Raw genomic sequence first — 24,603 nt, forward strand, 5'->3', positions numbered from 1 at the left:
TTTTGTATCTGGCAAAAGACTTTTATTTATCGAGAACAGGGCAAGGAGTGACAGCATGAGTCAGGAATGGGATGCCGGTCGGCTGGACAGCGACCTCGAAGGCGTAGCGTTCGATACCCTGGCCGTACGTGCCGGTCAGCACCGTACGCCGGAAGGCGAGCACGGTGATCCGATGTTCTTCACTTCCAGCTACGTGTTCCGTACCGCCGCCGATGCGGCTGCACGGTTTGCCGGGGAAGTGCCGGGCAACGTCTACTCGCGTTACACCAACCCGACCGTTCGCGCCTTCGAAGAGCGCATCGCCGCGCTGGAAAGCGCCGAGCAGGCGGTGGCCACGGCCACCGGCATGGCCGCGATCATGGCGGTGGTGATGAGTCTGTGCAGCGCCGGCGATCATGTGCTGGTGTCGCGCAGCGTGTTCGGTTCGACCATCAGTCTGTTCGAGAAGTACTTCAAGCGTTTTGGCGTGGAAGTCGATTACGTGCCGCTGGCCGATCTGTCGGCCTGGGACGCAGCGATCAAGTCCAACACCAAATTGCTGTTCGTCGAGTCGCCGTCCAATCCGTTGGCTGAGCTGGTAGATATCACCGCGCTGTCGGAAATCGCGCACGCCAAGGGTGCGATGCTGGTAGTCGACAACTGCTTCTGCACGCCGGCGTTGCAGCAGCCGCTGAAATTAGGCGCAGACATCGTCGTGCATTCGGCCACCAAGTTCATCGATGGTCAGGGCCGTTGCATGGGCGGTGTGGTTGCCGGTCGCAGCGAACAGATGAAAGAAATCGTCGGTTTCCTGCGTACCGCCGGGCCGACCCTGAGCCCGTTCAACGCCTGGATCTTCCTCAAGGGTCTGGAAACCCTGAACCTGCGGATGAAGGCGCATTGCGCCAACGCCCAGCAACTGGCCGAATGGCTGGAGCAGCAGGACGGCATCGAGAAGGTGCATTACGCCGGTCTCAAGAGCCATCCGCAGCACGAGCTGGCTCAGCGTCAGCAGAAAGGCTTCGGCGCGGTGGTGAGCTTTGAGGTGAAGGGCGGAAAAGAGGGCGCCTGGCGCTTCATCGATGCGACCCGTTTGATCTCGATCACCGCTAATCTGGGTGACAGCAAAACCACCATCACCCACCCGAGCACTACGTCCCACGGCCGTCTGGCGCCGCAGGAGCGCGAGGCTGCCGGCATTCGTGACAGCCTGATCCGCATCGCGGTCGGTCTGGAAGACGTGGCTGACCTGCAAGCCGATCTGTCGCGCGGTCTGGCGGCGTTGTGATCGAGTTGTCTACGCCGAAGATCGGCACCCATGGCCGCGTTGCATTGGTCACGGGTGCTGCGCGCGGGATCGGTCTGGGCATCGCTGCGTGGTTGATCAGCGAAGGCTGGCAGGTGGTATTGACCGACCTTGATCGTGTCCGTGGTTCGAAAGTGGCGAAGGTGCTGGGCGAGAACGCCTGGTTCATCGCCATGGACGTCGCGGACGAAAGCCAGGTGGCGCTCGGTGTCGCTGAGGTGCTGGGACAATTCGGTCGTCTGGATGCGCTGGTGTGCAACGCTGCCGTGGCCGATCCGCACAACATCACGCTGGAAAGTCTCGATCTGGCTTACTGGAATCGGGTGTTGGCGGTGAACCTCGGTGGGCCGATGTTGCTGGCCAAGCACTGCGCGCCGTATCTGCGTGCGCACAACGGGGCAATCGTCAATCTGGCCTCGACCCGTGCGGCGCAGTCGGAACCTGATACGGAGGCGTACGCGGCGAGCAAGGGTGGCTTGCTGGCTTTGACTCACGCACTGGCGATCAGTCTCGGGCCGGAGATTCGCGTCAATGCGGTCAGTCCGGGCTGGATCGATGCGCGGGATCCATCCGCCCGGCGCGCGGAACCGCTGACCGATACCGATCATGCCCAGCATCCTGCGGGCAGGGTAGGGACGGTCGAGGATGTGGCAGCGATGGTGGCGTGGTTGCTGTCGAAGAATGCAGGGTTTGTGACGGGGCAGGAATTCGTGGTCGATGGCGGTATGACCAAGAAGATGATTTATACGGAATGAAGCAATTTCGTCTTTTTTAGAAAAACTTCAATCCTGCTATTGACTTAGGTTCGCTACCTGCGTAAATTTCGCGGCCTCGGAGATGCAAACGGGTGATTAGCTCAGCTGGGAGAGCGTCTGCCTTACAAGCAGAATGTCGGCGGTTCGATCCCGTCATCACCCACCACTCCCGAGAGACTTGCGTAAGCAAGAACGTAGGCTGAAAGTGCCTGCACTGACGCGCAGCGGTAGTTCAGTCGGTTAGAATACCGGCCTGTCACGCCGGGGGTCGCGGGTTCGAGTCCCGTCCGCTGCGCCATATTTAACGAGTCAGACACTGTCTGGTTCGCGATTGAAAAGCACCGAAGCTTTCAGTCAAACGAGTTACTTGAGCGTCAGCTCAAAGCGATACGCAGCGGTAGTTCAGTCGGTTAGAATACCGGCCTGTCACGCCGGGGGTCGCGGGTTCGAGTCCCGTCCGCTGCGCCATATCTGTTTCAAGGACCACTGAACGCCTTGAAACACCGAAAGCAACCTCTGGTTGATTCGGAATCGATAGCAAAGACCCTGGTCGAAAGACCGGGGTTTTTTGTGTCTGAAATTTGACCTCTCCCAAATTCCTCCCTTGTAGCCGGCGACGAACCCTAGCCGTGGCTCGTTCGATGCTGCCGGGCAATCTACCTGCGTCCCCGAGTCGCTGCGATGCAATGCCGCATTGATTTTTTGATTCTTTAGTCAAATTTTTGTAACTGGTTGTTTGCTGCGAGCTCAGAAACCTATAAAGTTAACCTTTCGGTCAGCTTTGCACTGTCATCACGCCCTTTGCTTCGTCAAAAAGGGCTTCTGCAAGACTCGAGATTCCCAGTAGATAACCAGAAGGGCGGATCCATAACCGCCCAGAGGATGATCCATGTCCAACCGTGAAATATCCCGGCGCTCGTTCCTTCAGGGCGGGCTGGTGGCGGGTGTGAGCGTTACGCTCACGCCGCTCAGCAGTCAGGCGCTCGGTGCCTTGATGGAAAACAGCGTCACCGTGCCGTCCGAGCAGTGGCTCGGCAACAACGGCAAGGCGCGCCAGCGTAACGATGCCTTGTCCAAGGTCTGCGGCAGCAAAGTGTTTGCCCGCGACATCCGTTCCAAGGACATGCCGGGCTGGCCCCAGCAGCAAGGCCACGCCATGTTGCTGAAAACCATCAAGGCCGACCGCATCTACGACGGCTACGACCTGTCGTGGCTCGGCGCTGATCTGCAGCCTGATCGCATCGTCACCGCTGCCGACCTGGACAAGGACGGCATTGTATTCCCTGAAGAGCACGCGCCGGATCCTCTGCTGCCGGAAGGCAAAGTGCCGATGTTCATCGGCCACCCGGTTGCGATCCTGATCTGGAACGACTTCGAGCGTTTCCGCCAGGCCAAGAACAAACTCAAATTCAATGACAAAGCGATTCGTTACGGTGCGCAAGTGCCGTTCTACGAAGGCGATCCCTATGGCAGTTTCCGCTATGTGCGCGTCGGTGGCCCGACGTCGGCGGATGACGACGAGTTCGCCAGCCTCAAGGACTCGATCCTGTTCCCGATGCTGAAGAACCGTCGCCCGGTGTGGAATTCCCAGCCGAACCTGCACGGCAACCTGACCGAGCGCGGCCTGTTCTACGCCGACCGCATGAAGAAAGAGATCGACACCCCGCCGGACAACTGGCTGGTGTTCGACGAACGCTACAAAACCCCGTCGATCGAGCCGGCCGCGATGGAACCGGACAATGGCAACGGCTGGTACGACCCGGCGACCAAGACCCTGCATTTCGTCGTCGCCACCCAATGTCCGCTGGAAACCGCCACCGAGACCGCGAAGATGATCGGGCCGTCGCGTTTCGGCCTGGCGAACCTGAACATGCACCCGGGTTACACCGTCGGTTACGGTTCCAAGGACCACAACATTTTCGTCTACTACGCAGCTTTGGCGGCGTTGTACGGCGCGGGCGTGCCGATTCGCCTGGCCAACGACCGCTACGAGCAGTTCCAAAGCGGCATCAAGCGCCACCCGTTCGACATCCGCTACCAGTTGGCAGTGGACAAGACCGATCACAGCTTCAAGATTTTCCGCGCCGAGATGAGCGTCGACGGTGGCGGTCGGATCAACTACAGCCCGTCGGTAGCGGCCGTTGGCGCTACGGCGGCGCAGTCGATCTACTACATGCCGCAGAACGACCTGCAGGTCACCGCTTACCATTCCCGCGCCGTTGAAGCAGGTTCGATGCGCGGCTACGGCACGCTGCAGAGCATGGCCTCCACCGAGATGATGGTCGACGAAATCGCCGATCGCCTTGGTGTCGATGCCATCAATCTGCGCCGCAAAAATGCGCTGCGCTCGGGGATGAAAAACACCCAGGGCGCGATCCCTGCCGGTGCGTTGCGCCTGCACGAGATTCTCGACAAGGCTTCGCTGCACGAAGTCTGGAAAAACCGCGACGCGATCAAGAAGCAGCGCGAAGCGGCGGATCCGGACAACTGGTATGGCGTGGGTTTCGCCATTTGCCAGAAAGACTTCGGCACCGGTTCCGAAGCGCCGATGGCCAGCATCGAGTTCACCGCTGACGGGCGCATTTCCCTGCGTCACATCGGTATCGAGATCGGCACCGGCATGTCCACCTCGCAAGCGTTAGTGGTGGCTGATTTCCTCGGCAGCGCGGCTCACGACGTGAAGACCGGCGAAACCGAGTGGGATGAAATGCAGCTGGTCACCGCCGGCAACCCTTACATCATGAGCCAGGCCGAACAGGACAACTTCCTGCGCAACCCGCGCTGGGTCGGCAAGCTGGCATCGGCCTCGTCCGCGACCAACTCCGCCTACTACTTCAGCCACGCCACCCGTGAAGCGGCGCGCGTGCTATTCAACCACGGTCTGTGGCCGGCGGCGCTGGAGATCTGGCGTCAGGGCCCTTACGGCGGCCAGGCCAACCCTTACGTGGTGCGTCGCGAAGATGCGCATTGGGTCGACGGCAAACTGACCGCCAACGGCATGCAGCCACTGACCTTCGAAGAGCTGGCCAAGCGTGCTCACGAGCGCGGTCTGGTCACTGGCGCCACGGTTCACGGTTTCAACCGCTGGAGCTGGGCCGAGGCCGAATACAGCATCGATGGCGTGCGCGAGCGTCTGCCGCTCGACGGTCTGGCGGTGAAGTACGGCGACGGCGCCCCGAAAGCGAAAAAGGCGCAAATGACCAGCGCCGGTTTCCATCTGCTGGATCGGCAGAACATCGCCTATCCGGTCGTCCAGTTGAACAACGCCGCCGTGACCTACTACAGCCCGGTCGCAACGCTGGTCGAGTTGAAGGTCAACAAAGGTTCGGCAGAAGTCGAAGTGCTCAACCATCACTCGTGGCTGGAATGCGGACGGGTGCTGGTCGAAGAACTGGTTCGTGGTCAGCTCGAAGGCGGGATCGCCATGGGCATCGGTCACGCCTTGATGGAAGAGATGCCGTTGTACGAAGGCGGGCCAGGGGAGGGTGACTGGAACTTCAACCGTTATCGCCTGCCGATGGCGCGCCATGTGGCGGTGTGGAAGCAGACGTCGGAAATCCTGCCGCCGCTGTCCCCAAGCGACCCGTCCAAAGGCATCGCCGAAGTGGTGATGATTCCGGTGGTCGGTGCCATCGGTAACGCCGTGGCCCACGCCATCGGTAAACGTGTTCGCGATCTGCCAATCACTGCTGCGCGCATCAAGGAGGCCCTCAATGGCTAACCGTCCGCTTCAACTGACCCTCAACGGTCAATCCGTCGGCCCGGTGGACATCCCTGATGACCTGCCGATGATCGATTACCTGCACGAATACAAGAACCTCACCGGTTCGCGCCTGGGCTGCGGTCAGGGCATCTGCCACGCCTGCGTGGTGATCGTCGACAACCCGGACGGCACCAGCGAAGAAGTGCGCACCTGCATCACTGGCGCGCATTACTTCGAGGGCAAGAAAGTCCGCACCATCGAAGGCCACGCCAAGCGTGACGAGCAAGGCCAGGTCACCGAGCTGAACCCGATCCAGCAGCGTTTTGTCGACGAATTCGCCTTCCAGTGCAGCTACTGCGCGCCGGGTTTCGTCAACGCCGCGACCGTGCTGGTGGAAAAGCTGCAACGCCAGCCAATCGTCAAAAGCAAACTGGAGCAAGTCATCGAGGACAGCCTCGGCCATCACGTCTGCCGTTGCACCGGGTACGTGCGTTACTACAACGCCACCCGCAACGTGCTGACTGATCTCGGCCTGGTCAAGGAGGGTTAAGCATGAAGCAATTATTGACCCGCCTGGCCCTGGCGGTCGGGCTGGCTGCACCTGTGTTTGCGGCGCATGCGGATGAACAGGTCAAGCGCGGTGAATACCTTGCCCGCGCCGCTGACTGCATGGCCTGCCACACGGCGCCGGGTGGCGCGCCGTATGCGGGCGGGCTGCCGATCGTGTCGCCGTTCGGCACGATCTACGGTACCAACATCACGCCGAGCAAGGAGCACGGCATCGGTCTCTACACCGATGAAGAGTTCTTCGCCGCGCTCACCGAAGGCAAGCGTCGTGACGGCGCCAACCTGTATCCGGCGATGCCGTACACCTCGTATCACTTGATGCCGCGTGCGGATTCGGATGCGATTCACGCGTATCTGAAAACCGTCGAGCCGATCGAGCGCGCCGCGCCGGTGACCAGTCTGAGCTTCCCGTTCAACGTGCGTCCGGGCTTGATTGGCTGGAACATGATGTACGGTAAAGCGTTGAAGCTGGAGCCTTCCGAAGGCAAAAGCGACGCCTGGAAACGCGGCCAGTACATGGTCGAAGTGCTCGGCCATTGCGGCGAATGCCATACGCCACGCGGCCTGCCGGGCGCGATGCAGTTGGATAAGCGCCTGACCGGCGGCATCCTTAACGGCTATCTGGCGCCGAGCCTGCTGGCAACCGACTTGGCGGCACGCGGCTGGAACCATCAGGACCTGAGCACGTTCCTCAAGCACGGCATGAGCGCCCAGGGCACGATGTTCAACGAGATGTTCCCGGTGTTCCACAACAGCACTCAGGGTCTGAATGATCCGGATCTGGCGGCGATGGCGACTTTCCTGCTGGGCGACAAGCCTCCGGCGGCGAAAGAACTGACCGAGGTGCCGGTGGAAAAACTCAGTGTCAGCGCCCAGCGCGGCCGTCAGGAATACTTGAACGTCTGCGCCGGCTGTCACGCGGCCGGTGGCGAGGGCAAACCGCACATCGCGGTGGCCATGCGCGGCAACACCACGTTGCGTCTGGAAGACCCGCGCAACCTGTTGCGCGTGATCGAGGATGGCATCGGCGAACAGAAATTCGCCGGGTTCGAACACATGCAGCCGATGCCGGGTTTTGCCGACAAGCTCAGTGCCGAACAACTGACCGATCTGCTGAACTACCTGCGTCAGGGTTGGGGTGGTCAGTCTGCTGAGTTGGCGGTGGGCGATGTGCAGAAGCTTCAGGCTGACGCCCCGTCCATCGAGCACAAGGCGCACTGATCATGCAGCATCTCGATCTGCAGGTTGTGCGTCGGGCGCTGGAGTGGTCGACGGCGGGGCAACGCATCTGGCTCTGCACCGTGCTGACCACCTATGGTTCGGCGCCACGCGCGCCAGGTTTGCTGCTGGCGGTGAACGACGGCGGGCAGTGGATCGGGTCGCTGTCCGGTGGTTGTGTCGAGGAAGACTTTCTCGAGCGCGTCGCCGAAGGTGCGTTTCTCGATGCGATCAACGTCGTGCGTTATGGCGAAGGTGACGATCCGCGTTCGCGGGTCAGCCTGCCGTGCGGCGGCATACTCGATGTGCTGGTAGAGAAATTTGACGCCGGCTGCGATGTGCAGGCGCACCTGCGTGAGCTCGAATCGGCGTTGCTCGGGCAGCGCCGGGTGATTCGCGAAGTCGATCTGACTACTGGTGCGCGTAGCCTGTTTACCGATCACGAGCAGGGCGCGCGAATCGAGCGTGAAATCGACCGGGTACGGATCCGCATCGGGGCTGCTCAGCGCTTGCTGCTGGCGGGGTATTCCAGCGTGGCGCAGGCCTGTGCGGAATTCGCGGTCGGTCTCGGCTTCGAAGTGATCCTCTGCGACCCGCGTGAAGAAGTGCTGAAAGACGTGGTGCTCAATGGCGTGGAGATTCGCCGGCAATTGCCGTCGGTGTTCATCGCCGATGGCGGTTGCCACCGTGATACCGCGGTGGTGGCCTTGACCCATGATCCGCGCATCGACGATCTGGCGATGATGGAAGCTGTGCGCACCGAGGCGTTTTACATCGGCGTGATGGGTTCGTTGCAGACTTCACAAAAGCGCTTCGAGCGTTTGCGTAGGGTTGGCGGTCTGGGGGAGAGCGAGCTGGCGCGAATTCATGCGCCGATCGGCCTCAACCTGGGCAGCAAGACACCGGCGGAAATTGCTTTGGCAGTGCTCGCGGATATCCTGCGGATTCGCAGCGGGATTGGGCGGGATCAGTTGTGATTGATGCTGGATGTAAAAGGGGCCGCTGTTCAGCGGCCCCTTTTTTCGCTCATCAGAAACCGAGCTTGTCGCGCAATCCGTAGTACCACGCGCCCAGTGCGGCAAACGGTGTGCGCAGCAGTTGCCCGCCGGGGAAAGGGTAGTGCGGCAGATCAGCAAAGGCATCGAAACGCTCGGCTTGTCCGCGCAGTGCCTCGGCCAACACCTTGCCGGCCAGGTGCGTGTAGGTCACGCCGTGGCCACTGCAGCCTTGGGAGTAATAGATGTTGTCGCCCAGGCGTCCGACCTGAGGCAGGCGCGACAGGGTCAGCAGGAAGTTGCCGGTCCAGGCGTAGTCGATTTTCACGTCCTTGAGTTGCGGGAAGGCCTTGAGCATTTTCGGGCGGATGATCGCCTCGATGTTTGCCGGATCCCGCGCGCCATACACCACACCGCCGCCGAAGATCAGACGCTTGTCGCCGGTAAGGCGGTAGTAGTCGAGCAGGTAGTTGCAGTCTTCGACGCAGTAGTCCTGCGGCAGCAGGGATTTCGCCAGATCATCGCCCAGTGGTTCGGTGGTGATGACCTGAGTGCCGCATGGCATCGATTTGGCCGCCAGCTCCGGCACCAGATTGCCGAGGTAGGCGTTGCCGGCGACGATGATGAATTTGGCTCTGACCTTGCCTTGCGGTGTATGTACGACCGGGTTGGCACCGCGTTCGATGCGCACGGCCGGCGACTGTTCGTAAATGGCGCCGCCCAGGGATTCAACGGCGGCTGCTTCACCGAGGGCCAGGTTGAGCGGGTGGATGTGGCCGCCGCTCATGTCGAGCATGCCACCGACGTATTGATCGCAAGCCACCACTTCGCGGATTCGGCGTTGATCGAGCAGTTCCAGTTGCGTGTGGCCGAAGCGTTCCCACAAGCGTTTCTGCGATTCCAGGTGACCCATCTGCTTGGCGGTGAGGGCGGCGAATACGCCGCCGTCCTTGAGGTCGCACTGGATGTTGTATTTGCTGACACGCTCACGAATGATCCGGCCGCCTTCGAAGGCCATCTGCCCGAGCAGTTGCGCCTGTTTCGGGCCGACGCTGCGTTCGATCACATCAATGTCACGGCTGTAGCTATTGACGATTTGCCCGCCATTGCGCCCCGAGGCGCCGAAGCCGACCTTGGCGGCTTCCAGCACGGTCACGCGAAAACCGTTCTCCAGCAGGAACAGCGCCGAGGAAAGTCCCGTATAACCAGCGCCGATCACACAGACATCCGTCTCCACGTCATCCTGCAGGGCAGGACGTGGTGGTGCGGCGTTGGCCGATGCCGCGTAGTAAGACTCTGGGTAAGGGGTGTTCGCCATCCTGCAGCCTCTGTTTAATATATTTTACGAGTGCAGCGATCCTACCCCAGTTGAAAAACCTCCGCCAGCCACCGGGAAATCTTCTTGCGGCGGGTCGAAATTAAATATTTTGCATATTCATAGGGTTAGGTGAAAAAAAGGTGTTGACACCCCTCCGGAATTCCGTAGAATGCCGCCTCACAGCAGGCACGTAGCTCAGTTGGTTAGAGCACCACCTTGACATGGTGGGGGTCGTTGGTTCGAGTCCAATCGCGCCTACCAAACAAAATCCGCTCTGCTGGGCGGTCTGAAAGGGCTCACCGAAAGGTGGGCCTTTTTTGTTGTCTGCGATTTTCAGAACCTTTGCAAATTTCCGTTTGGTCGACCGCAGCTACACTTCGGCACATTTGCAGGGGTGTATTCATGAGTCGCCAATTCAGGCGCGCCAGTTCAGGCGATATCGAAAGCCTGTTGAAGATTGATCCTGTCGCTGAAACAGATAGCCGCCGTCGAGCGTGCATCGCGAGAGCAGTTGGGGCGCATGAGTGCTGGGTTGTCTGCGAGACTGACAATCCTGGCGTTCTTCTCGGCTACGGCTGTTTGGATCGAAGCTTTTTCGGTGAATGGTTCATATCCCTCGTGGTCGTCTCCAGTGCGAGCAGGCGTTCCGGCGTGGGTCGGCAAATCGTGAGTGGTCTGGAGCATCACGCTGTTGCAGGCAAGATCTTCACGTCGACCAATGCGTCCAACTTGCCGATGCGGCAGCTGCTGACAAATCTTGGATATCAGCATAGCGGAACGGTGGAGAACCTTGACCCGGGGGATCCTGAACTCATTTTTGTAAAATTCTTGAGCCGTGCGCGTATTGACTGCGATGGATTTTGATCCATTCGTCGCCGACTTTTGTGAGCGACCTTTTAAATAGTGTGGATATTTAAGGAGTTACGGACTTTATTAACCATTCGGTTATCAAAAATACGTTGTTACAAGACGAATAAATCAGTAATATCCGCCCCGCGTTCACCACCACGGTTTATGCATTTTTAAATCCCAAGCTTCCATCAGCTGCTTGGGATTTTTTTTGCCCGCGATTTGCCTTTCCCGCGCCTCTGCCAGTCTCTCGTCTCGCCCGCTTCCGTTTTTCCGGGAGGGGTGACAGGCAAGTCCTCATTTTTTCGACTACTACTGTCAGGCTGATTTCGCCTCTGCAGTACAGGAGTTCATCAATGCTGGTTCACTGGTTTCTTGCAGCGATTCATCTATTGGCATTTGCCATGGGCTTCTGGGCGGTGTTGACGCGTGGGACGGCCTTCAGTCGCCTGGCGTCCGGCTCGGGTGAGGTCGGGCGCGTATTGCTTGCCGACAATGTCTGGGGGCTCTCGGCGCTGGTGCTGCTCATCTCCGGCGGCATGCGCGCCTTTGCCGGTTATGAGAAGGGAACCGACTACTACCTGCATCAGCCGCTGTTCCATCTGAAGATGACGTTGTTTGTGCTGATTCTGCTTCTGGAACTGGTGCCGATGATCACTCTGATCAAGTGGCGCGTGGCCAAGGCGCGCGGCGCTATCCCTGACACGGGGCGTGCCAAGGTGTTCGCGCGGATCAGTCATGCGGAAGCGCTTCTATTGATATTGATGGTCGTGGCGGCCACGGGAATGGCGCGTGGCGTTACATTCGGCTAGGCGGGCGAGATTCCCATTCGCTATTCGGAAATATCCGACAGCCAACCCTTTGAATGACAGTTAGTATCGGTCGCGAGAAGGGTGAGGCGGGAAGGGGCGTGGCACGCGCCGTCACCAGGGAGGTGGGGGAATGGCAATACGGCGCTTGAATCTTTAGCCAGTCATTGCGCGCAGGCAAACGAACTGGCTACTGACTGCGGTAGGGCTCAGGGCGTTTGTGGCTTGTCCGGAGCGGTCAGGCCAGCCTGGATGCGCTGGTAGATCTCTTCCCGGTGCACTGCAACGTTCTTCGGAGCATTGATGCCGATTCGAACTTGCTGGCCGCTGACGCCGAGAATGGTGATCGTGATGTCATCACCAATGTTTATGCTTTCACCGACTTTGCGGGTGAGTATCAGCATGGTCTTCTCCTTGATTGCTTTGTAGGGCACCTGATTCAGACAGTGCAGAGGTCGGTGGTACGTATAGATTAGTGCGAAGTCTTAAAGTCTGGGTGCCTCTTTCTGACGCGCAGCAGCGGCATTAATTCCCAGCGCGTAACTATACAGGGGCTGTCAGCATCAATCTCGTCCTTTTGTGCCCATTTTGCGGGGCTCCGAAAGTATTCTCGAATGTTAAGATCGCCGCTTTGAAAAATCAGAGGGAAGCGTTGTGCGCAAATTGGTCTGGGTAGTCGCGGCACTGGCATTGGCAGGATGTGGCGAAGGCAAGAGTGTGGATGCGCAAAAAGCGAAACCGGCGGTGGTAGCGGCGCCTGTTGCGGTGGGGCCGCAGTGGGATCTGGAAGTGCGCGGTGAAACTCCCCAAGCCGTAAGCGACCTCAGCGGCTGGCTGATCGAGCATGCCTTTGTGGCCAGCGTCATCAAGGACGCCAGCGGCAAGACCCGGATCCTGCTTGGCCCTTTCAATTCGAAGGCTGACGCCGAGGCACGGCAGGCGGATGTGAACGCCGCGCTGATCAAGGCGAAGAAGCAGAACATCGAAACACTGGTGATCGAGCGCACGGTCGCTCAATAAGCGATCCATTCGGCGGAGCTGACTAAAGGGTGTCCCCCGTGATTCGTTTTTAAAGCAATCACTGAAGATACCCAGAAGGAGCTCCGCATGGCCTCCGCCAATCCTTACAAGTTGTTCGACGTTGTTTTGCGTCACAAGCATCAACTGAGTCCGCATCTGATGCGGATCACCCTCGCAAGCTCGGCGGTCACCGAGATGGCTGCGTGGGCGCCGGATCAGCGAGTGAAGCTGTTTTTCCCTGCAGCAGATGGCTCACCCGCCAGGCTTTCTCAGGGGGAGGGGTGGTACGCCCGTTTCCGCTCGATGCTGGTTGATCGTCGCCCGGCGATGCGCACCTACACCATCCGCCACTTGCGTGCCGAAGCAGGCGAAGTGGATATCGATTTCGTACTGCACGGCGAGACCGGTCCTGCCTCCCGTTGGGCCTTGCGAGCACAGCCTGGCGAGTCGATGCAGATTCTCGCCCCCGACAGCCGATTCACGGCACAAGAGGCGGGGGGATTTGAATGGAAACCTCCGCAAACGCTCAAGCAACTTCTGCTGGTCGCCGATTCCACAGCGTTGCCGGCCGCCATGGGGATTCTGGAAGAACTGGCGAGACTGGCTGAACCGCCGCAGACCCAGGCGTTTTTTGAGGTCGACAGTCGTGAAGACATGTTGGCGGTTCCTGACTGGCCCGGGCTTTTGGTGCAATGGCTGATTCGCGATCAGGCAGCTGCCGGTACGTTGATGGTGGAAGCCGTGCGGCAGGCGACGTTGCCTGTTGATGCATCGCCGGTTGGGCAGGCGGTCGAGCTGGCGGATGTCGACATCGAAGAAGAGATTCTTTGGGAGGTCGCCGAAACGGCCAGCGAGGGATTCTATGGCTGGATCGCCGGAGAATCAGCAGCGGTCATGAGTCTGCGCAAATACCTGATCAAGGAGCGTGGCATCCCTCGCGAATCACTCAATCTGATGGGCTACTGGCGCTACAACAAGTCCGGCGGTTGAGCACAAAAAAGGCCTTGAGTTTGTCGCTCAAGGCCTTTTCTTTTGATCAGGATATCAACCGCAGGCTTTCAGGTTCACCGGGCCGACAAATTCATTGCCGCGTCCCATCACGCACGCCACGCTCTGATTACGCTGGCGCTCCCAGTCTTGCACCGGGTAAGTCTTGTCCCAGGCTTCGTACAGTTGCCGATCCTGCTTCGACAAGCGCAAGCCGTATTGTTTGCTCATGTAAAAGTAGGTGCGGGCGATCATGCCGCGAATCGAAGGGCGGGGCATGACCTTCTTCGCCTTGAAGTCGACCTGAGTCAGGCATGAGCCGTACTGACCCTTTTCGACCGGCAACCAACCGTAGCTGAAATTGCTGCGGTCGCCATTCACCTCGCCGATGCTCGGCACCAGGTTGTGCAGGTCGGCTTCGGCTTTCTGATAGCTTGGGTCATAGCGGGTGCAATTCTTGCGACCGCCTTCCTGCCAGCATTGACGTTGATGGCCGAACTGCCACGCGGGAACGATGTGCTCCCATTCGATGCGGGATGCACGTTTGGCGTTCTTGCGTGGGACATAGCCACAGGCGGCCAGATCAACCTTGTTGCCGGTGTATTTGCACCCGCAATAGAACTCGGTGGATTGTGGAGCGTACAGCTTCCAGGCGACCTTCTTGGCTTCGGTGAACGTACGCGGCGCGCCAGCTTGCGCACCCAGGGAAATGAACAGCAACAGCACAGCAGCAAAACGCAGAATCATTGAATCAATCTTCCTTCGGCACAACCCAGAAAATCTGTACGCCGCCATCGTCGCGGTAGGCGAGGGTGACGTTGTCGTTCTCGTCGATCTCTTCCAGCAAGCGCTCCCAGTCATCCACCGGCTCGTCTGGAAGTCGGAAGATCAGCGCGGCTTTGGCTTTTTGTGCGGTGGGGGAGTTGATGATTTTTTGAACGCGCATGCCCATGCGTTCGTAAGCGTCAGGAGCATCAGGGGAAGTGGCCACGAGGTTATCCTTATTAAGCTGTACGTGCATACAGTATTTAACTGTAGGCATTTTCGCAACTGCTTAAAATTCAAGAAAATCCTCTGACAGCGGTTTTCCGGTTTTGGTGTCGCGCAGGTGTAATTTTTCTTTGGCGGAGGCGCAAGCTTCACCCTCCGTCAGGTTGACGAAGGGTGAAATCAGTGTCCGATCAGGAATGGATCGGGCGAAGGCAGATCAGTATTCCCAGAACATCCGTTGCAGCTCTTTGCTGTCGTTGGTCTTGGTCAAGGCAACCATGGCCAGGATGCGGGCTTTCTGTGGGTTCAGGTCGTGAGCAACCACCCAGTCGTATTTGTCGTCAGGTTGCTCGGCGTTGCGCAGAACGAAACCACCGGCATTGACGTGAGACGAGCGAATGATCTGCACACCGTCCTTGCGCAGTGCTTGCAAGGTCGGAACCACGCGGGAGGAAACCGAGCCGTTGCCGGTACCGGCATGGATGATCGCCTTGGCGCCGGACTGGGCGAGGGCCTTGTAGGCTGTGTCGCTGACATTGCCGTAGGAATAGGCGATTTCTACGTCAGGAAGGCTCTTGATGTTTTTGATATCGAATTCCGAATCCATGGTGTGGCGCTTGGCTGGCAGGCGGAACCAGTAGGATTTCCCTTCAACTACCATGCCGAGCGGACCCCAAGCGCTTTTGAACGCTTCTGTCTTGATGTTGATCATCTTGCTGACATCGCGACCCGACTGGATTTCATCGTTCATTGTCACCAGTACGCCTTTGCCGCGAGCTTCTTTGCTACTGGCGACGGCCACGGCGTTGTACAGGTTCAGCATGCCGTCCGCCGACATGGCGGTGCCCGGGCGCATGGAGCCGACGACGATGATCGGCTTGTCGGTTTTTTCCACCAGGTTCAGGAAGTAAGCGGTCTCTTCCAGGGTGTCGGTGCCGTGGGTGATGACGATGCCATCGACGTCTTTGCTGTCGGCCAGTTCGGAAACGCGACGACCCAGTTGCAGGAGGTTTTCGTTGGTGATGCTTTCCGACGCGATTTGCATGACCTGTTCGCCACGCACATTGGCCAGCTTGCTCAGTTCGGGAATGCCGGCGATCAATTGTTCGACGCCTACCTTCGCGGCTTGATAGGTCGCGCTGTTGGCCGCGCTGGCGCCCGCGCCGGCAATGGTGCCGCCGGTGGCCAGTACCACTACATTGGCCAGCTTGGCCTGAGTTTCGGCTTCTTTTGCCTGGAGGGCGGTTGGCAGGAGCAGGAGGAGGGCCAAAGCGCCCGGAACGAAATTCTTCAAAGCAGATGTCATTATTTTTCTCTCTAGTAGTGAGACGGTGCTGATGCAGGTTCATCTAGATGCGCCCCGGGCCGATCTGAATGCCAGGGGTGCAGGGAGGGAGCAGGATCTGTACCAGTCGTACTGTGCTTGAGAGAAATGTTTAACCTCATGATTTAAATCAAGATTTATTCGATGATTGGTTTTGATCCTCCCTCGCTCATCCGGGTTTCCGAACGCGGGCTGTTTTCTCGTTCGGCTCACCGAAAAGGACTACGAGCTCCGTCCGCAGGGTGAGCTGGCCGGTTTTCGGATCTGTGCTAAAGAAAACGGCGCACTGGCCGATGCGCCTTGATAGGGATCCAATTTTTCAGGAGTTCAAATGTCATTGACTATCGGTTTGCCAAACCCCGGCGCGGTTACCATCGGCGGAAAAACAGCCGCTACGATCAATGCCCTGAGCGAGGCCAACGAGCAAGCGGCGGCCGAAGCGCTGGGCAAAGACGCTGGCGATACGAAGCAAGTCAGAACCGGTGGCGGCCCAGTGCAGGAGGAGGCGCCGGCCGAAAGCGGTGGCAATCAAAGCATCACGATCAAGATACTGCTCAAGCGCATGAAGGAGTTGCAGCAGCAATTGCAGGAGCAGCAACAGCAATTGGCCGCGGCGCAGGCGGCCAGCTATCCGACCGAAGAAGCCAAGACGACAGTCGTCATGTCGATCCAGGGGCAGATTGCAGACACCAACGCTGCACTCATGGAAGTGGCCGGCAATCTGGTTCGCGAGATGGCCAAGGGGTCCGGCAGCGGCGGTGTGATCAACACGACCGCCTAGGAGAAGAGGGTGGTGACGGTGATTCGCCCTACAAAAAATGCAGATTTTCAGTCGTTGACAAATGTCGGCAGGATTCGCATAGTTCGGTCTACGCAAACGTTTGCGCGGTCTTCGCGGTGAATTGATTTCGTCGTGGGGTGCAGCGAGCTTACGCCAGCGCAAGCGTTGCTCACAATAATCATAAGATCGGAGTGAACCCATGAAGCTGCCATTCGCTGGACGTCTTCTTGCTGTCGCCATGCTGGCTGCCGCATCCGCCGCACTGCCTGTCTCTTCGGCTTTCGCCGAGTCCCCTGAAAAACCCAAAGTCGCTCTGGTCATGAAATCTCTGGCCAACGAATTCTTCCTGACCATGGAAGACGGCGCCAAGGCCTACCAGAAAGAACATTCCGCCGATTTCGACCTGATCTCCAACGGCATCAAGGACGAAACCGATACGGCGGGGCAGACGCGCATCGTCGAACAGATGATTCTGGCGAAGGTCAACGCGCTGGTTATCGCACCGTCTGATTCCAAAGCGATGGTGCCGGTGATCAAGAAGGCCGTCGATGCCGGTATCACCGTGATCAACATCGATAACCAGCTCGATCCGGCTGTGATCAAAAGCAAGAACATCAGCGTTCCGTTCGTAGGCCCGGACAACCGCAAAGGTGCGCGTCTGGTGGGTGAGTACCTGGCCAAGCAACTGAAGGCCGGTGATGAAGTGGGCATCATTGAAGGCGTCTCCACGACGACCAACGCCCAGCAGCGTACCGCTGGCTTCAAGGATGCGATGGAGGCTGCGCAGATCAAGGTTGTTTCCCTGCAGTCCGGCGACTGGGAAATCGACAAGGGCAACAAGGTGGCCGCTTCGATTCTCAGCGAGTACCCGGACGTCAAGGCGCTGCTGGCCGGCAACGACAGCATGGCCGTGGGCGCCGTTTCCGCCGTGCGCGCTGCCGGCAAGGCCGGTCAGGTGCAGGTTGTCGGTTACGACAATATCAATGCCATCAAGCCCATGCTGAAGGACGGTCGCGTTCTGGCGACGGCCGACCAGTACGCCGCGAAGCAAGCGGTGTTCGGCATCGAGACCGCGCTGAAAATCATCAAGGGCGAGAAAGTCGACAGTGGTGCAAATGGCGTGATCGAAACGCCTGTCGAGCTGGTCACCAAGTAAGTCCTTTGGCGACACAATGGCGCTCGTCCGTCCGGGCGAGCGCATGGAGATTTTTATGTCAGTTTCCGCTCCGATCGCTGTCCTCTCGGTCAGCGGTATCGGCAAGACCTATGCGCAACCGGTATTGACCGGCATCGATCTGACGTTGATGCGCGGTGAAGTGCTGGCACTGACCGGTGAGAACGGTGCCGGCAAAAGCACCCTGTCGAAGATCATCGGTGGCCTGGTCACCCCTACCACCGGCCAGATGCAGTTCCAGGGCAAGGATTATCGCCCTGGCAGTCGCACGCAGGCTGAAGAACTGGGTGTGCGCATGGTCATGCAAGAGCTCAATCTGCTGCCGACGCTTTCGGTGGCGGAGAACCTGTTCCTCGACAACCTGCCGAGCAATGGTGGCTGGATCAGTCGCAAGCAACTGCGCAAAGCCGCTATCGAAGCCATGGCTCAAGTCGGCCTCGACGCCATCGACCCGGACACACTGGTCGGCGAGCTCGGGATCGGTCACCAGCAAATGGTCGAAATCGCCCGTAACCTGATCGGCGATTGTCACGTGCTGATCCTTGATGAACCGACCGCGATGCTGACCGCGCGCGAAGTCGAGATGCTGTTCGAGCAGATCACCCGGTTGCAGGCGCGTGGCGTCTCGATCATCTACATCTCCCACCGCCTCGAAGAACTGGCCAGGGTCGCTCAGCGCATTGCTGTGTTGCGTGACGGCAACCTGGTTTGCGTCGAGCCGATGGCCAATTACAACAGTGAGCAACTGGTTACCCTGATGGTTGGTCGCGAGCTGGGCGAGCATATCGATCTTGGGGCTCGCAATATCGGCGCGCCGGCCCTGACGGTCAAAGGCCTGACCCGCTCCGACAAGGTTCGCGACGTTTCCTTTGAGGTTCGCGCCGGCGAGATTTTTGGCATTTCGGGGCTGATCGGGGCTGGGCGCACCGAACTTTTGCGGTTGATCTTCGGCGCTGATGTCGCGGACAGCGGCACGGTGGCACTGGGTTCGCCAGCGAAAACGGTGAGCATTCGCTCGCCTGTCGATGCGGTGCGCAACGGCATCGCCTTGATCACGGAGGATCGCAAGGGCGAAGGCCTGCTGCTGAGCCAATCGATCAGCGCCAACATTGCCTTGGGCAACATGCCGGAAATTTCCAGCGGCGGGTTCGTCAACAACGGCGATGAAACGAAGCTCGCGCAGCGGCAGATCGACGCCATGCGCATCCGCAGTTCCAGTCCGACGCAACTGGTGTCCGAGCTGTCCGGCGGCAATCAGCAAAAGGTGGTGATCGGGCGCTGGCTCGAACGCGACTGTTCGGTGCTGCTGTTCGACGAGCCGACTCGCGGTATCGATGTCGGCGCCAAGTTCGATATTTATGCCTTGCTCGGCGAACTGACCCGTCAGGGCAAGGCGCTGGTGGTGGTATCCAGCGACTTGCGTGAGCTGATGCTGATCTGCGACCGCATCGGCGTGTTGTCGGCGGGACGTCTGATCGACACCTTCGAGCGCGACAGCTGGACCCAGGATGACTTGCTTGCCGCCGCATTCGCCGGCTACCAGAAACGTGATGCGTTGCTCAACGAAGCAGCGCCTAGGGATCTCCCATGAAAACTGCATCTTCCGCCGGCAAATCCAGTGGCAATTTCTACGGCCTCGGGACTTATCTGGGGCTCGCCGGCGCGTTGCTGGCAATGATTGCGCTGTTCTCGGTCATGAGCAGCCATTTCCTGTCGTACAACACCTTCAGCACCCTGGCCAACCAGATTCCCGACCTGATGGTTCTGGCGGTGGGCATGACGTTCGTTCTGATCATCGGCGGGATCGACCTGTCGGTAGGCTCGGTACTGGCACTTGCGGCCTCCACTGTCAGCGTGGCGATTCTTGGCTGGGGCTGGAGCGTGTTGCCGGCTGCCTTGTTGGGTATGGCTGTCGCGGCGTTGGCCGGCACGGTTACCGGCTCGATTACCGTGGCGTGGCGAATTCCGTCATTTATCGTGTCGCTGGGTGTGCTGGAGATGGCCCGTGGCCTGGCCTATCAGATGACCGGTTCGCGCACGGCCTACATCGGTGACTCCTTTGCGTGGCTGTCGAACCCGATCGCCTTTGGCATTTCACCCTCGTTCATCATTGCCTTGCTGGTCATTTTCGTTGCCCAGGCCGTTCTGACCCGTACCGTGTTCGGTCGCTATCTGATCGGCATTGGCACCAACGAGGAAGCGGTACGTCTGGCGGGGATCAATCCAAAACCCTACAAGATCCTGGTGTTCAGTCTGATGGGCCTGCTCGCCGGTATTGCGGCGCTGTTCCAGATTTCCCGGCTGGAAGCGGCCGACCCGAACGCCGGTTCTGGCCTTGAGCTGCAAGTCATCGCTGCGGTGGTGATCGGCGGTACCAGCCTGATGGGTGGGCGTGGTTCGGTGATCAGTACCTTTTTCGGCGTGTTGATCATCTCCGTGCTGGCGGCCGGCCTGGCGCAGATTGGCGCGACCGAACCGACCAAGCGCATCATCACCGGTGCGGTGATCGTGATCGCCGTGGTGCTTGACACCTATCGCAGTCAACGCGCAAGTCGACGGGGCTGATAAATGGCAACGATCAAGGATGTGGCGGCACTTGCAGGAATTTCCTACACGACCGTGTCCCACGTAGTAAACAAGACCCGACCGGTGAGCGAAGAGGTGCGCCTCAAGGTCGAGGCGGCGATCAAGAGTCTCGACTATGTGCCGAGCGCCGTGGCCCGTTCGCTGAAAGCGAAAACCACCGCCACCATCGGTTTGCTGGTGCCCAACAGCCTCAACCCGTACTTCGCCGAACTGGCGCGCGGAATCGAGGATTGCTGCGAGCGTAACGGCTACTGCGTGATTCTCTGCAACTCCGACGACAACCCGGACAAGCAGCGCAGCTACCTGCGGGTGCTGCTCGAAAAGCGCATCGACGGCTTGATCGTCGCGTCTGCGGGGGGCGACAGCGGTCTGGCGCAAGGACTGGCCGGCGTGAAGACGCCGATGGTGATCGTCGACCGTGGACTCGAAGGCGTGGACGCCGACCTGGTGCGCATTGATCACGAATATGGCGCGTACCTTGCGACGCGGCATCTGCTTGAGCTCGGTCATCGCGATATCGCCACGATCGGTGGTCCGGCCAGTACCAGTGTTGCGCAAATGCGTCAGGCCGGTTTTTGTCGCGCGCTGAAAGAGGCCGGTGTTGAGGTGTCCCCGTCGCGCATGCTGGAAAGCGACTTCACCAGCACTGGCGGTTACAACGCGGCTTCCGTCCTGCTTGAGCGCAATCCGCCGAGCGCGATCTTCGCCGGTAACGACATGATCGGCATCGGTGTACTGCGAGCGGCGGCGGAGCGCAACGTGCGCGTGCCTGCCGAACTGTCGGTGATCGGATTCGACGATATCCAGATGAGCCGTTACGTGTATCCCGCGCTGACGACTGTGGGCCAGTCGATCCTGCAACTGGGCGAGATGGCCGCGGAAGTTTTGTTGCGAAGAATTGCCACCCCGGGTCTGGCGACGGATCAGCGGATCGTGACCCCGAGTATTGTCCTGCGCGAATCGACTGCACCGCTGTCCGGCGTGTTCACCGAATACCGCTGAAACGAATTGAAGAGTAGTGATGTATGTCCGCAAATGTAGTGGTAATAGGCAGCCTGAACATGGATCTGGTCACCCGGGCGCCGCGCTTGCCCCGGGGCGGTGAGACGCTGATCGGTCATTCCTTCGCTACCGTGTCCGGTGGCAAGGGCGCCAACCAGGCCGTAGCTGCCGCGCGCCTGGGTGCGCAGGTGTCGATGGTCGGCTGTGTCGGCAACGATGCCTACGGCGTGCAATTGCGCGAGGCGTTGCTGGTTGAGCAGATCGACTGTCAGGCGGTCAGCGTGGTCGAGGATTCCAGTGGTGTGGCGCTGATCGTGGTCGATGACAACAGTCAAAACGCGATTGTCATCGTGGCCGGTGCCAATGGCTCGATGACCCCGGCGGTTATCGACCGGTTTGACGCCGTGCTGCAGGCTGCCGACGTGATCATTTGCCAGCTGGAAATCCCCGATGCCACGGTAGGCCACGCGCTGAAGCGCGGACGTGAACTGGGCAAGACGGTCATCCTTAACCCGGCGCCGGCCAGTCGCCCGCTGCCAACGGACTGGTTTGCTGCAATCGATTACCTTATTCCCAACGAGAGCGAGGCCGCCGCCCTCAGCGGTTTGCCGGTGGACTCATTGGAGACCGCTGAAAAAGCAGCAGCGCACCTGATGTCACTGGGCGCCGGCAAGGTCATCATCACGCTTGGTGCTCAAGGCTCATTGTTCGCCAACGGCACGGGTTACCAGTATTTTTCTGCCCCCAAAGTGAAGGCTGTCGATACCACCGCCGCCGGGGACACCTTTGTCGGCGGATTTGCGGCTGCGCTGGCGGCCGGCAAAACCGAGGACGAGGCCATTCGTTTCGGGCAAGTCGCTGCAGCCCTGTCGGTCACCCGGGCAGGTGCCCAGCCCTCCATTCCTACCACCTCCGACGTACAGGCATTCAAACCCGTATGAAAAAGACTCCTCTGCTGAATGTCGCCCTGTCGCGGCTGATTGCTTCCCTTGGGCACGGCGACATGGTCGTGATCGGCGATGCCGGCCTGCCGGTACCGCCGGGTGTCGAGTTGATCGACCTGGCGTTGACGCACGGCGTGCCGGATTTCGTCAGCACCCTGAAAGTCGTGCTCAGTGAGATGCAGGTGGAAAGCCACGCACTGGCCAAGGAGATTTTCGACAAGCAACCGACTGCGCTGCCCACGCTGGACGAGCTGAATGACGAAGGCTCGCTGGGGCGGCGTGACCTGCTCAGTCACGAGCAGTTCAAGGTACTCAGCCGACAGGCACGAGCGATTGTTCGTACGGGCGAATGCCAGCCGTACTGCAACATCGTGCTGGTAGCCGGGGTTACGTTCTAACAGGGTTCGACCCTATTGATTTCATCTGCACAAGGAATGCGCCATGCACCGCTATGCTCAAAAAATGCACCAATTGATTCGGAGTCTGCTGCTTTTGTCCGTGATAACCGCGACCGGCGCCCAGGCGGCGGAAAAGATCGACCTGATCATTGACACCGACCCCGGCGCCGACGACGTGGTCGCCTTGTTGTTTGCTCTGGCCTCCCCGGAGGAGCTGAACATTCGTGCGTTGACCACCGTCGCCGGAAACGTGCGTCTGGACAAGACTTCGCGCAATGCGCGGTTGGCCCGTGAGTGGGCAGGGCGGGAAGAGATTCCGGTGTACGCCGGTGCGCCGAAACCGCTGATGCGCACGCCGATCTATGCCGAAAACATCCATGGCAAGGAAGGCCTGTCGGGTGTCACCGTGCACGAACCGAAAAAAGGCCTGGCCGAGGGCAATGCGGTCAACTACCTGATCGACACCCTGAAAAAAGCCAAGCCGCACAGCATCACTATTGCGATGCTCGGCCCGCAGACCAACCTGGCCCTGGCGCTGATCCAGGAGCCGGAGATTGTTCAGGGAATCAAGGAAGTGGTGATCATGGGGGGCGCCCACTTCAATGGCGGCAATATCACGCCAGTGGCCGAGTTCAATCTGTACGCCGACCCGCAAGCCGCGGAAGTGGTGCTCAAAAGCGGCGTGAAACTGACTTACCTGCCGCTGGACGTGACCCACAAGATCCTGACCAGCGATGCGCGCCTGAAGCAGATTGCGGCGCTGAACAACAATGCGAGCAAGATTGTTGGCGACATCCTCAACGAGTACATCAAAGGGGATATGGAGCACTACGGCATTCCGGGTGGCCCGGTGCATGACGCCACTGTCGTGGCTTACCTGCTCAAGCCTGAGCTGTTCACGGGGCGTTCGGTGAATGTGGTGGTCGACAGCCGTGAAGGCCCGACCTTCGGCCAGACCATTGTCGACTGGTATGACGGCCTGAAGGCGCCGAAGAATGCTTTCTGGGTGGAGAACGGCGACGCCCAGGGCTTCTTCGACTTGCTGACCGAGCGTCTGAAACGTCTGAAGTAAGGCATGCGCCCGCAGGTGCCAGCTTGCGGGCTTCTACTCCCTCTCGGTGTCCGGTGTCCCTTTGAAGTCATCGGGATACTTCTCGAACAGTTGGGCGATGAAGGTTTGTGCGCCTTGCGTCCCCAGTGTCTTCACCAGCAGGTCGATGCTGATCAATGCCAATTCCTCCGGACTACCCGGGCTGTAGGAACTATGCCCTTGTCGCCAAGTGGCCTTAATGTCGGCGGTAATGCTTACGGTGGTCATGGCAAGGCTCGGTCGCGGGATCGGAGTTCTGAGTTAACCACTAAGCCGAGCGTTTGGCACTGCGACTTAGGCATGAGCGCGGGGCTGTGCGACACTTGGTCGTTCCGCAAAAAACAAGGATTGAGCTGTGCAGATCGATTTGAATAGCCCCGACGGCCTGACCCTTGATGCTGTCCGCCAAATGCTCGCGTCGGCCAGTGATGACGAACACACCCAGCTGCGCGTGACCAAGGGCGGGATCGCCTACATCTCTTCGGGTGTCACTGGCGGTCAAGACATCGATGGCCTGCTGTTTCGCTTGGAGACCTGGGCAAAAGGCTCGGGGTATGTGGGAAATGTCGCGGCCAGCGACGAAGTCTGGGTCATGCAGATTTTCAATGCGCTCAAAGACAATTGGCCGAATCCGCCTTACGACTACATTGATGTCTATTGAGCGTTATTAATATTCAGTGACGTTTTACGGGGTGAGATTTCAGGCGTTGCTCAGGCACACTCGGCGTTTTTCCGATCGTGGGGCAGGGGGATGGCTCTCACCGTGAAACCAAACGCCTTATTGGCGGTCGCACGATCTCTGCTCAAA

General features: G+C 59.4%; 25 protein-coding genes and 4 tRNA genes. 23 read left to right on the forward strand and 6 right to left on the reverse strand.

Translation table 11 applies throughout. From position 1 onward, the window contains the following. The first annotated feature begins 55 nt into the window (after positions 1-55). From K3819_RS10095 to K3819_RS10135, 9 genes are all read left to right on the forward strand, one after another. A complete protein-coding gene (locus tag K3819_RS10095; protein ID WP_064594841.1) occupies positions 56-1,267 on the forward strand; it encodes an O-succinylhomoserine sulfhydrylase in 1,212 nt (403 codons plus the stop codon). Continuing rightward, positions 1,264-2,040, forward strand: a complete 777-nt coding sequence (locus K3819_RS10100) for an SDR family oxidoreductase (RefSeq protein WP_041475192.1) — start codon at positions 1,264-1,266, stop codon at positions 2,038-2,040. The genes K3819_RS10095 and K3819_RS10100 overlap by 4 nt, the downstream gene beginning before the upstream one ends. A 90-nt stretch (positions 2,041-2,130) precedes the next feature. Beyond that, positions 2,131-2,206 (forward strand) — tRNA-Val (locus K3819_RS10105). 55 nt (positions 2,207-2,261) lie between these two features. After that, positions 2,262-2,338, forward strand: a tRNA-Asp gene (locus K3819_RS10110). 93 nt (positions 2,339-2,431) lie between these two features. Beyond that, positions 2,432-2,508, forward strand: a tRNA-Asp gene (locus K3819_RS10115). 421 nt (positions 2,509-2,929) lie between these two features. Beyond that, positions 2,930-5,761 carry a xanthine dehydrogenase family protein molybdopterin-binding subunit gene (locus tag K3819_RS10120; RefSeq protein WP_221399146.1) on the forward strand — a complete coding sequence of 944 codons (2,832 nt, stop codon included), beginning with the start codon at positions 2,930-2,932 and terminating at the stop codon, positions 5,759-5,761. Then, on the forward strand, positions 5,754-6,293 hold the full coding sequence (locus tag K3819_RS10125) for a (2Fe-2S)-binding protein (RefSeq protein WP_007956473.1): 540 nt from the start codon (positions 5,754-5,756) through the stop codon (positions 6,291-6,293). The genes K3819_RS10120 and K3819_RS10125 overlap by 8 nt, the downstream gene beginning before the upstream one ends. A 2-nt stretch (positions 6,294-6,295) precedes the next feature. Further along, positions 6,296-7,531, forward strand: coding sequence for a cytochrome c (locus K3819_RS10130; RefSeq protein WP_221399147.1), 1,236 nt, complete (start codon positions 6,296-6,298; stop codon positions 7,529-7,531). 2 nt (positions 7,532-7,533) lie between these two features. Beyond that, positions 7,534-8,505: an XdhC family protein gene (locus tag K3819_RS10135; RefSeq protein ID WP_221399148.1), complete on the forward strand. Its 972-nt coding sequence runs from the start codon at positions 7,534-7,536 to the stop codon at positions 8,503-8,505. 52 nt (positions 8,506-8,557) lie between these two features. Here the strand turns inward: K3819_RS10135 and K3819_RS10140 are convergent, their stop codons facing one another. Further along, positions 8,558-9,841, reverse strand: a complete 1,284-nt coding sequence (locus tag K3819_RS10140; protein WP_221399149.1) for an FAD-binding oxidoreductase — start codon at positions 9,839-9,841, stop codon at positions 8,558-8,560. A 184-nt stretch (positions 9,842-10,025) separates the two neighbouring features. Between K3819_RS10140 and K3819_RS10145 the strand changes: the two genes are divergently transcribed. From K3819_RS10145 to K3819_RS10155, 3 genes are all read left to right on the forward strand, one after another. After that, positions 10,026-10,102: transfer RNA gene (locus K3819_RS10145), tRNA-Val, on the forward strand. A 141-nt stretch (positions 10,103-10,243) separates the two neighbouring features. Continuing rightward, on the forward strand, positions 10,244-10,705 hold the full coding sequence (locus tag K3819_RS10150) for a GNAT family N-acetyltransferase (RefSeq protein ID WP_085612803.1): 462 nt from the start codon (positions 10,244-10,246) through the stop codon (positions 10,703-10,705). Positions 10,706-11,046: 341 nt separating this feature from the next. After that, on the forward strand, positions 11,047-11,502 hold the full coding sequence (locus K3819_RS10155) for a DUF2214 family protein (protein ID WP_085612802.1): 456 nt from the start codon (positions 11,047-11,049) through the stop codon (positions 11,500-11,502). Positions 11,503-11,708: 206 nt separating this feature from the next. Here K3819_RS10155 and csrA read toward each other — a convergent pair whose 3' ends face one another. Then, positions 11,709-11,903: a carbon storage regulator CsrA gene (gene csrA, locus K3819_RS10160; RefSeq protein ID WP_003179932.1), complete on the reverse strand. Its 195-nt coding sequence runs from the start codon at positions 11,901-11,903 to the stop codon at positions 11,709-11,711. Positions 11,904-12,153: 250 nt separating this feature from the next. Between csrA and K3819_RS10165 the strand changes: the two genes are divergently transcribed. Then, a complete protein-coding gene (locus K3819_RS10165) occupies positions 12,154-12,519 on the forward strand; it encodes an SPOR domain-containing protein (protein ID WP_085612801.1) in 366 nt (121 codons plus the stop codon). Between the two features lie 87 nt (positions 12,520-12,606). After that, entirely contained in the window at positions 12,607-13,509 is a 903-nt protein-coding gene (locus K3819_RS10170) for a siderophore-interacting protein (protein ID WP_221399150.1), read from the forward strand. 54 nt (positions 13,510-13,563) lie between these two features. On the opposite strand, the gene K3819_RS10175 is transcribed toward K3819_RS10170, so the two are convergent. The 3 genes from K3819_RS10175 to K3819_RS10185 form a co-directional block, all read right to left on the reverse strand. Further along, positions 13,564-14,253, reverse strand: a complete 690-nt coding sequence (locus K3819_RS10175; protein WP_085612799.1) for an endonuclease — start codon at positions 14,251-14,253, stop codon at positions 13,564-13,566. Positions 14,254-14,257: 4 nt separating this feature from the next. Further along, positions 14,258-14,527: a DUF1654 domain-containing protein gene (locus K3819_RS10180; RefSeq protein ID WP_371857356.1), complete on the reverse strand. Its 270-nt coding sequence runs from the start codon at positions 14,525-14,527 to the stop codon at positions 14,258-14,260. Between the two features lie 186 nt (positions 14,528-14,713). Continuing rightward, positions 14,714-15,802 carry an asparaginase gene (locus K3819_RS10185; RefSeq protein WP_221399151.1) on the reverse strand — a complete coding sequence of 363 codons (1,089 nt, stop codon included), beginning with the start codon at positions 15,800-15,802 and terminating at the stop codon, positions 14,714-14,716. A gap of 349 nt (positions 15,803-16,151) precedes the next feature. On the opposite strand from K3819_RS10185, the gene K3819_RS10190 reads away from it, so the two are divergent. The 8 genes from K3819_RS10190 (at position 16,152) to K3819_RS10225 (ending at position 23,777) form a co-directional block, all read left to right on the forward strand. Then, a complete protein-coding gene (locus K3819_RS10190) occupies positions 16,152-16,601 on the forward strand; it encodes a hypothetical protein (RefSeq protein ID WP_064594868.1) in 450 nt (149 codons plus the stop codon). Positions 16,602-16,800: 199 nt separating this feature from the next. After that, complete coding sequence (locus K3819_RS10195; RefSeq protein WP_007956008.1) at positions 16,801-17,757, forward strand: sugar ABC transporter substrate-binding protein; 957 nt, start codon at positions 16,801-16,803, stop codon at positions 17,755-17,757. A gap of 55 nt (positions 17,758-17,812) precedes the next feature. Further along, a complete protein-coding gene (locus K3819_RS10200; RefSeq protein ID WP_085612797.1) occupies positions 17,813-19,366 on the forward strand; it encodes a sugar ABC transporter ATP-binding protein in 1,554 nt (517 codons plus the stop codon). Continuing rightward, a complete protein-coding gene (locus K3819_RS10205) occupies positions 19,363-20,340 on the forward strand; it encodes an ABC transporter permease (protein WP_064594871.1) in 978 nt (325 codons plus the stop codon). Before K3819_RS10200 ends, K3819_RS10205 begins: the two co-directional genes overlap by 4 nt. 3 nt (positions 20,341-20,343) lie before the next feature. Continuing rightward, positions 20,344-21,363, forward strand: a complete 1,020-nt coding sequence (locus K3819_RS10210; protein WP_085612796.1) for a LacI family DNA-binding transcriptional regulator — start codon at positions 20,344-20,346, stop codon at positions 21,361-21,363. 23 nt (positions 21,364-21,386) lie between these two features. Continuing rightward, positions 21,387-22,304 carry a ribokinase gene (gene rbsK, locus K3819_RS10215; RefSeq protein ID WP_221399152.1) on the forward strand — a complete coding sequence of 306 codons (918 nt, stop codon included), beginning with the start codon at positions 21,387-21,389 and terminating at the stop codon, positions 22,302-22,304. Continuing rightward, complete coding sequence (rbsD, locus tag K3819_RS10220) at positions 22,301-22,705, forward strand: D-ribose pyranase (protein WP_039771558.1); 405 nt, start codon at positions 22,301-22,303, stop codon at positions 22,703-22,705. The genes rbsK and rbsD overlap by 4 nt, the downstream gene beginning before the upstream one ends. A 43-nt stretch (positions 22,706-22,748) precedes the next feature. After that, positions 22,749-23,777: a nucleoside hydrolase gene (locus tag K3819_RS10225; protein ID WP_085612793.1), complete on the forward strand. Its 1,029-nt coding sequence runs from the start codon at positions 22,749-22,751 to the stop codon at positions 23,775-23,777. 33 nt (positions 23,778-23,810) lie between these two features. On the opposite strand, the gene K3819_RS10230 is transcribed toward K3819_RS10225, so the two are convergent. Continuing rightward, positions 23,811-24,023, reverse strand: a complete 213-nt coding sequence (locus K3819_RS10230) for a hypothetical protein (protein WP_085612792.1) — start codon at positions 24,021-24,023, stop codon at positions 23,811-23,813. A 127-nt stretch (positions 24,024-24,150) separates the two neighbouring features. On the opposite strand from K3819_RS10230, the gene K3819_RS10235 reads away from it, so the two are divergent. Then, complete coding sequence (locus tag K3819_RS10235) at positions 24,151-24,456, forward strand: hypothetical protein (RefSeq protein ID WP_064378869.1); 306 nt, start codon at positions 24,151-24,153, stop codon at positions 24,454-24,456. Positions 24,457-24,603 lie beyond the last annotated feature (147 nt).

This window comes from Pseudomonas sp. 3-2, from assembly GCF_019710535.1.
In the GTDB taxonomy this organism is placed as follows: Bacteria; Pseudomonadota; Gammaproteobacteria; order Pseudomonadales; family Pseudomonadaceae; genus Aquipseudomonas; species Aquipseudomonas pharyngis.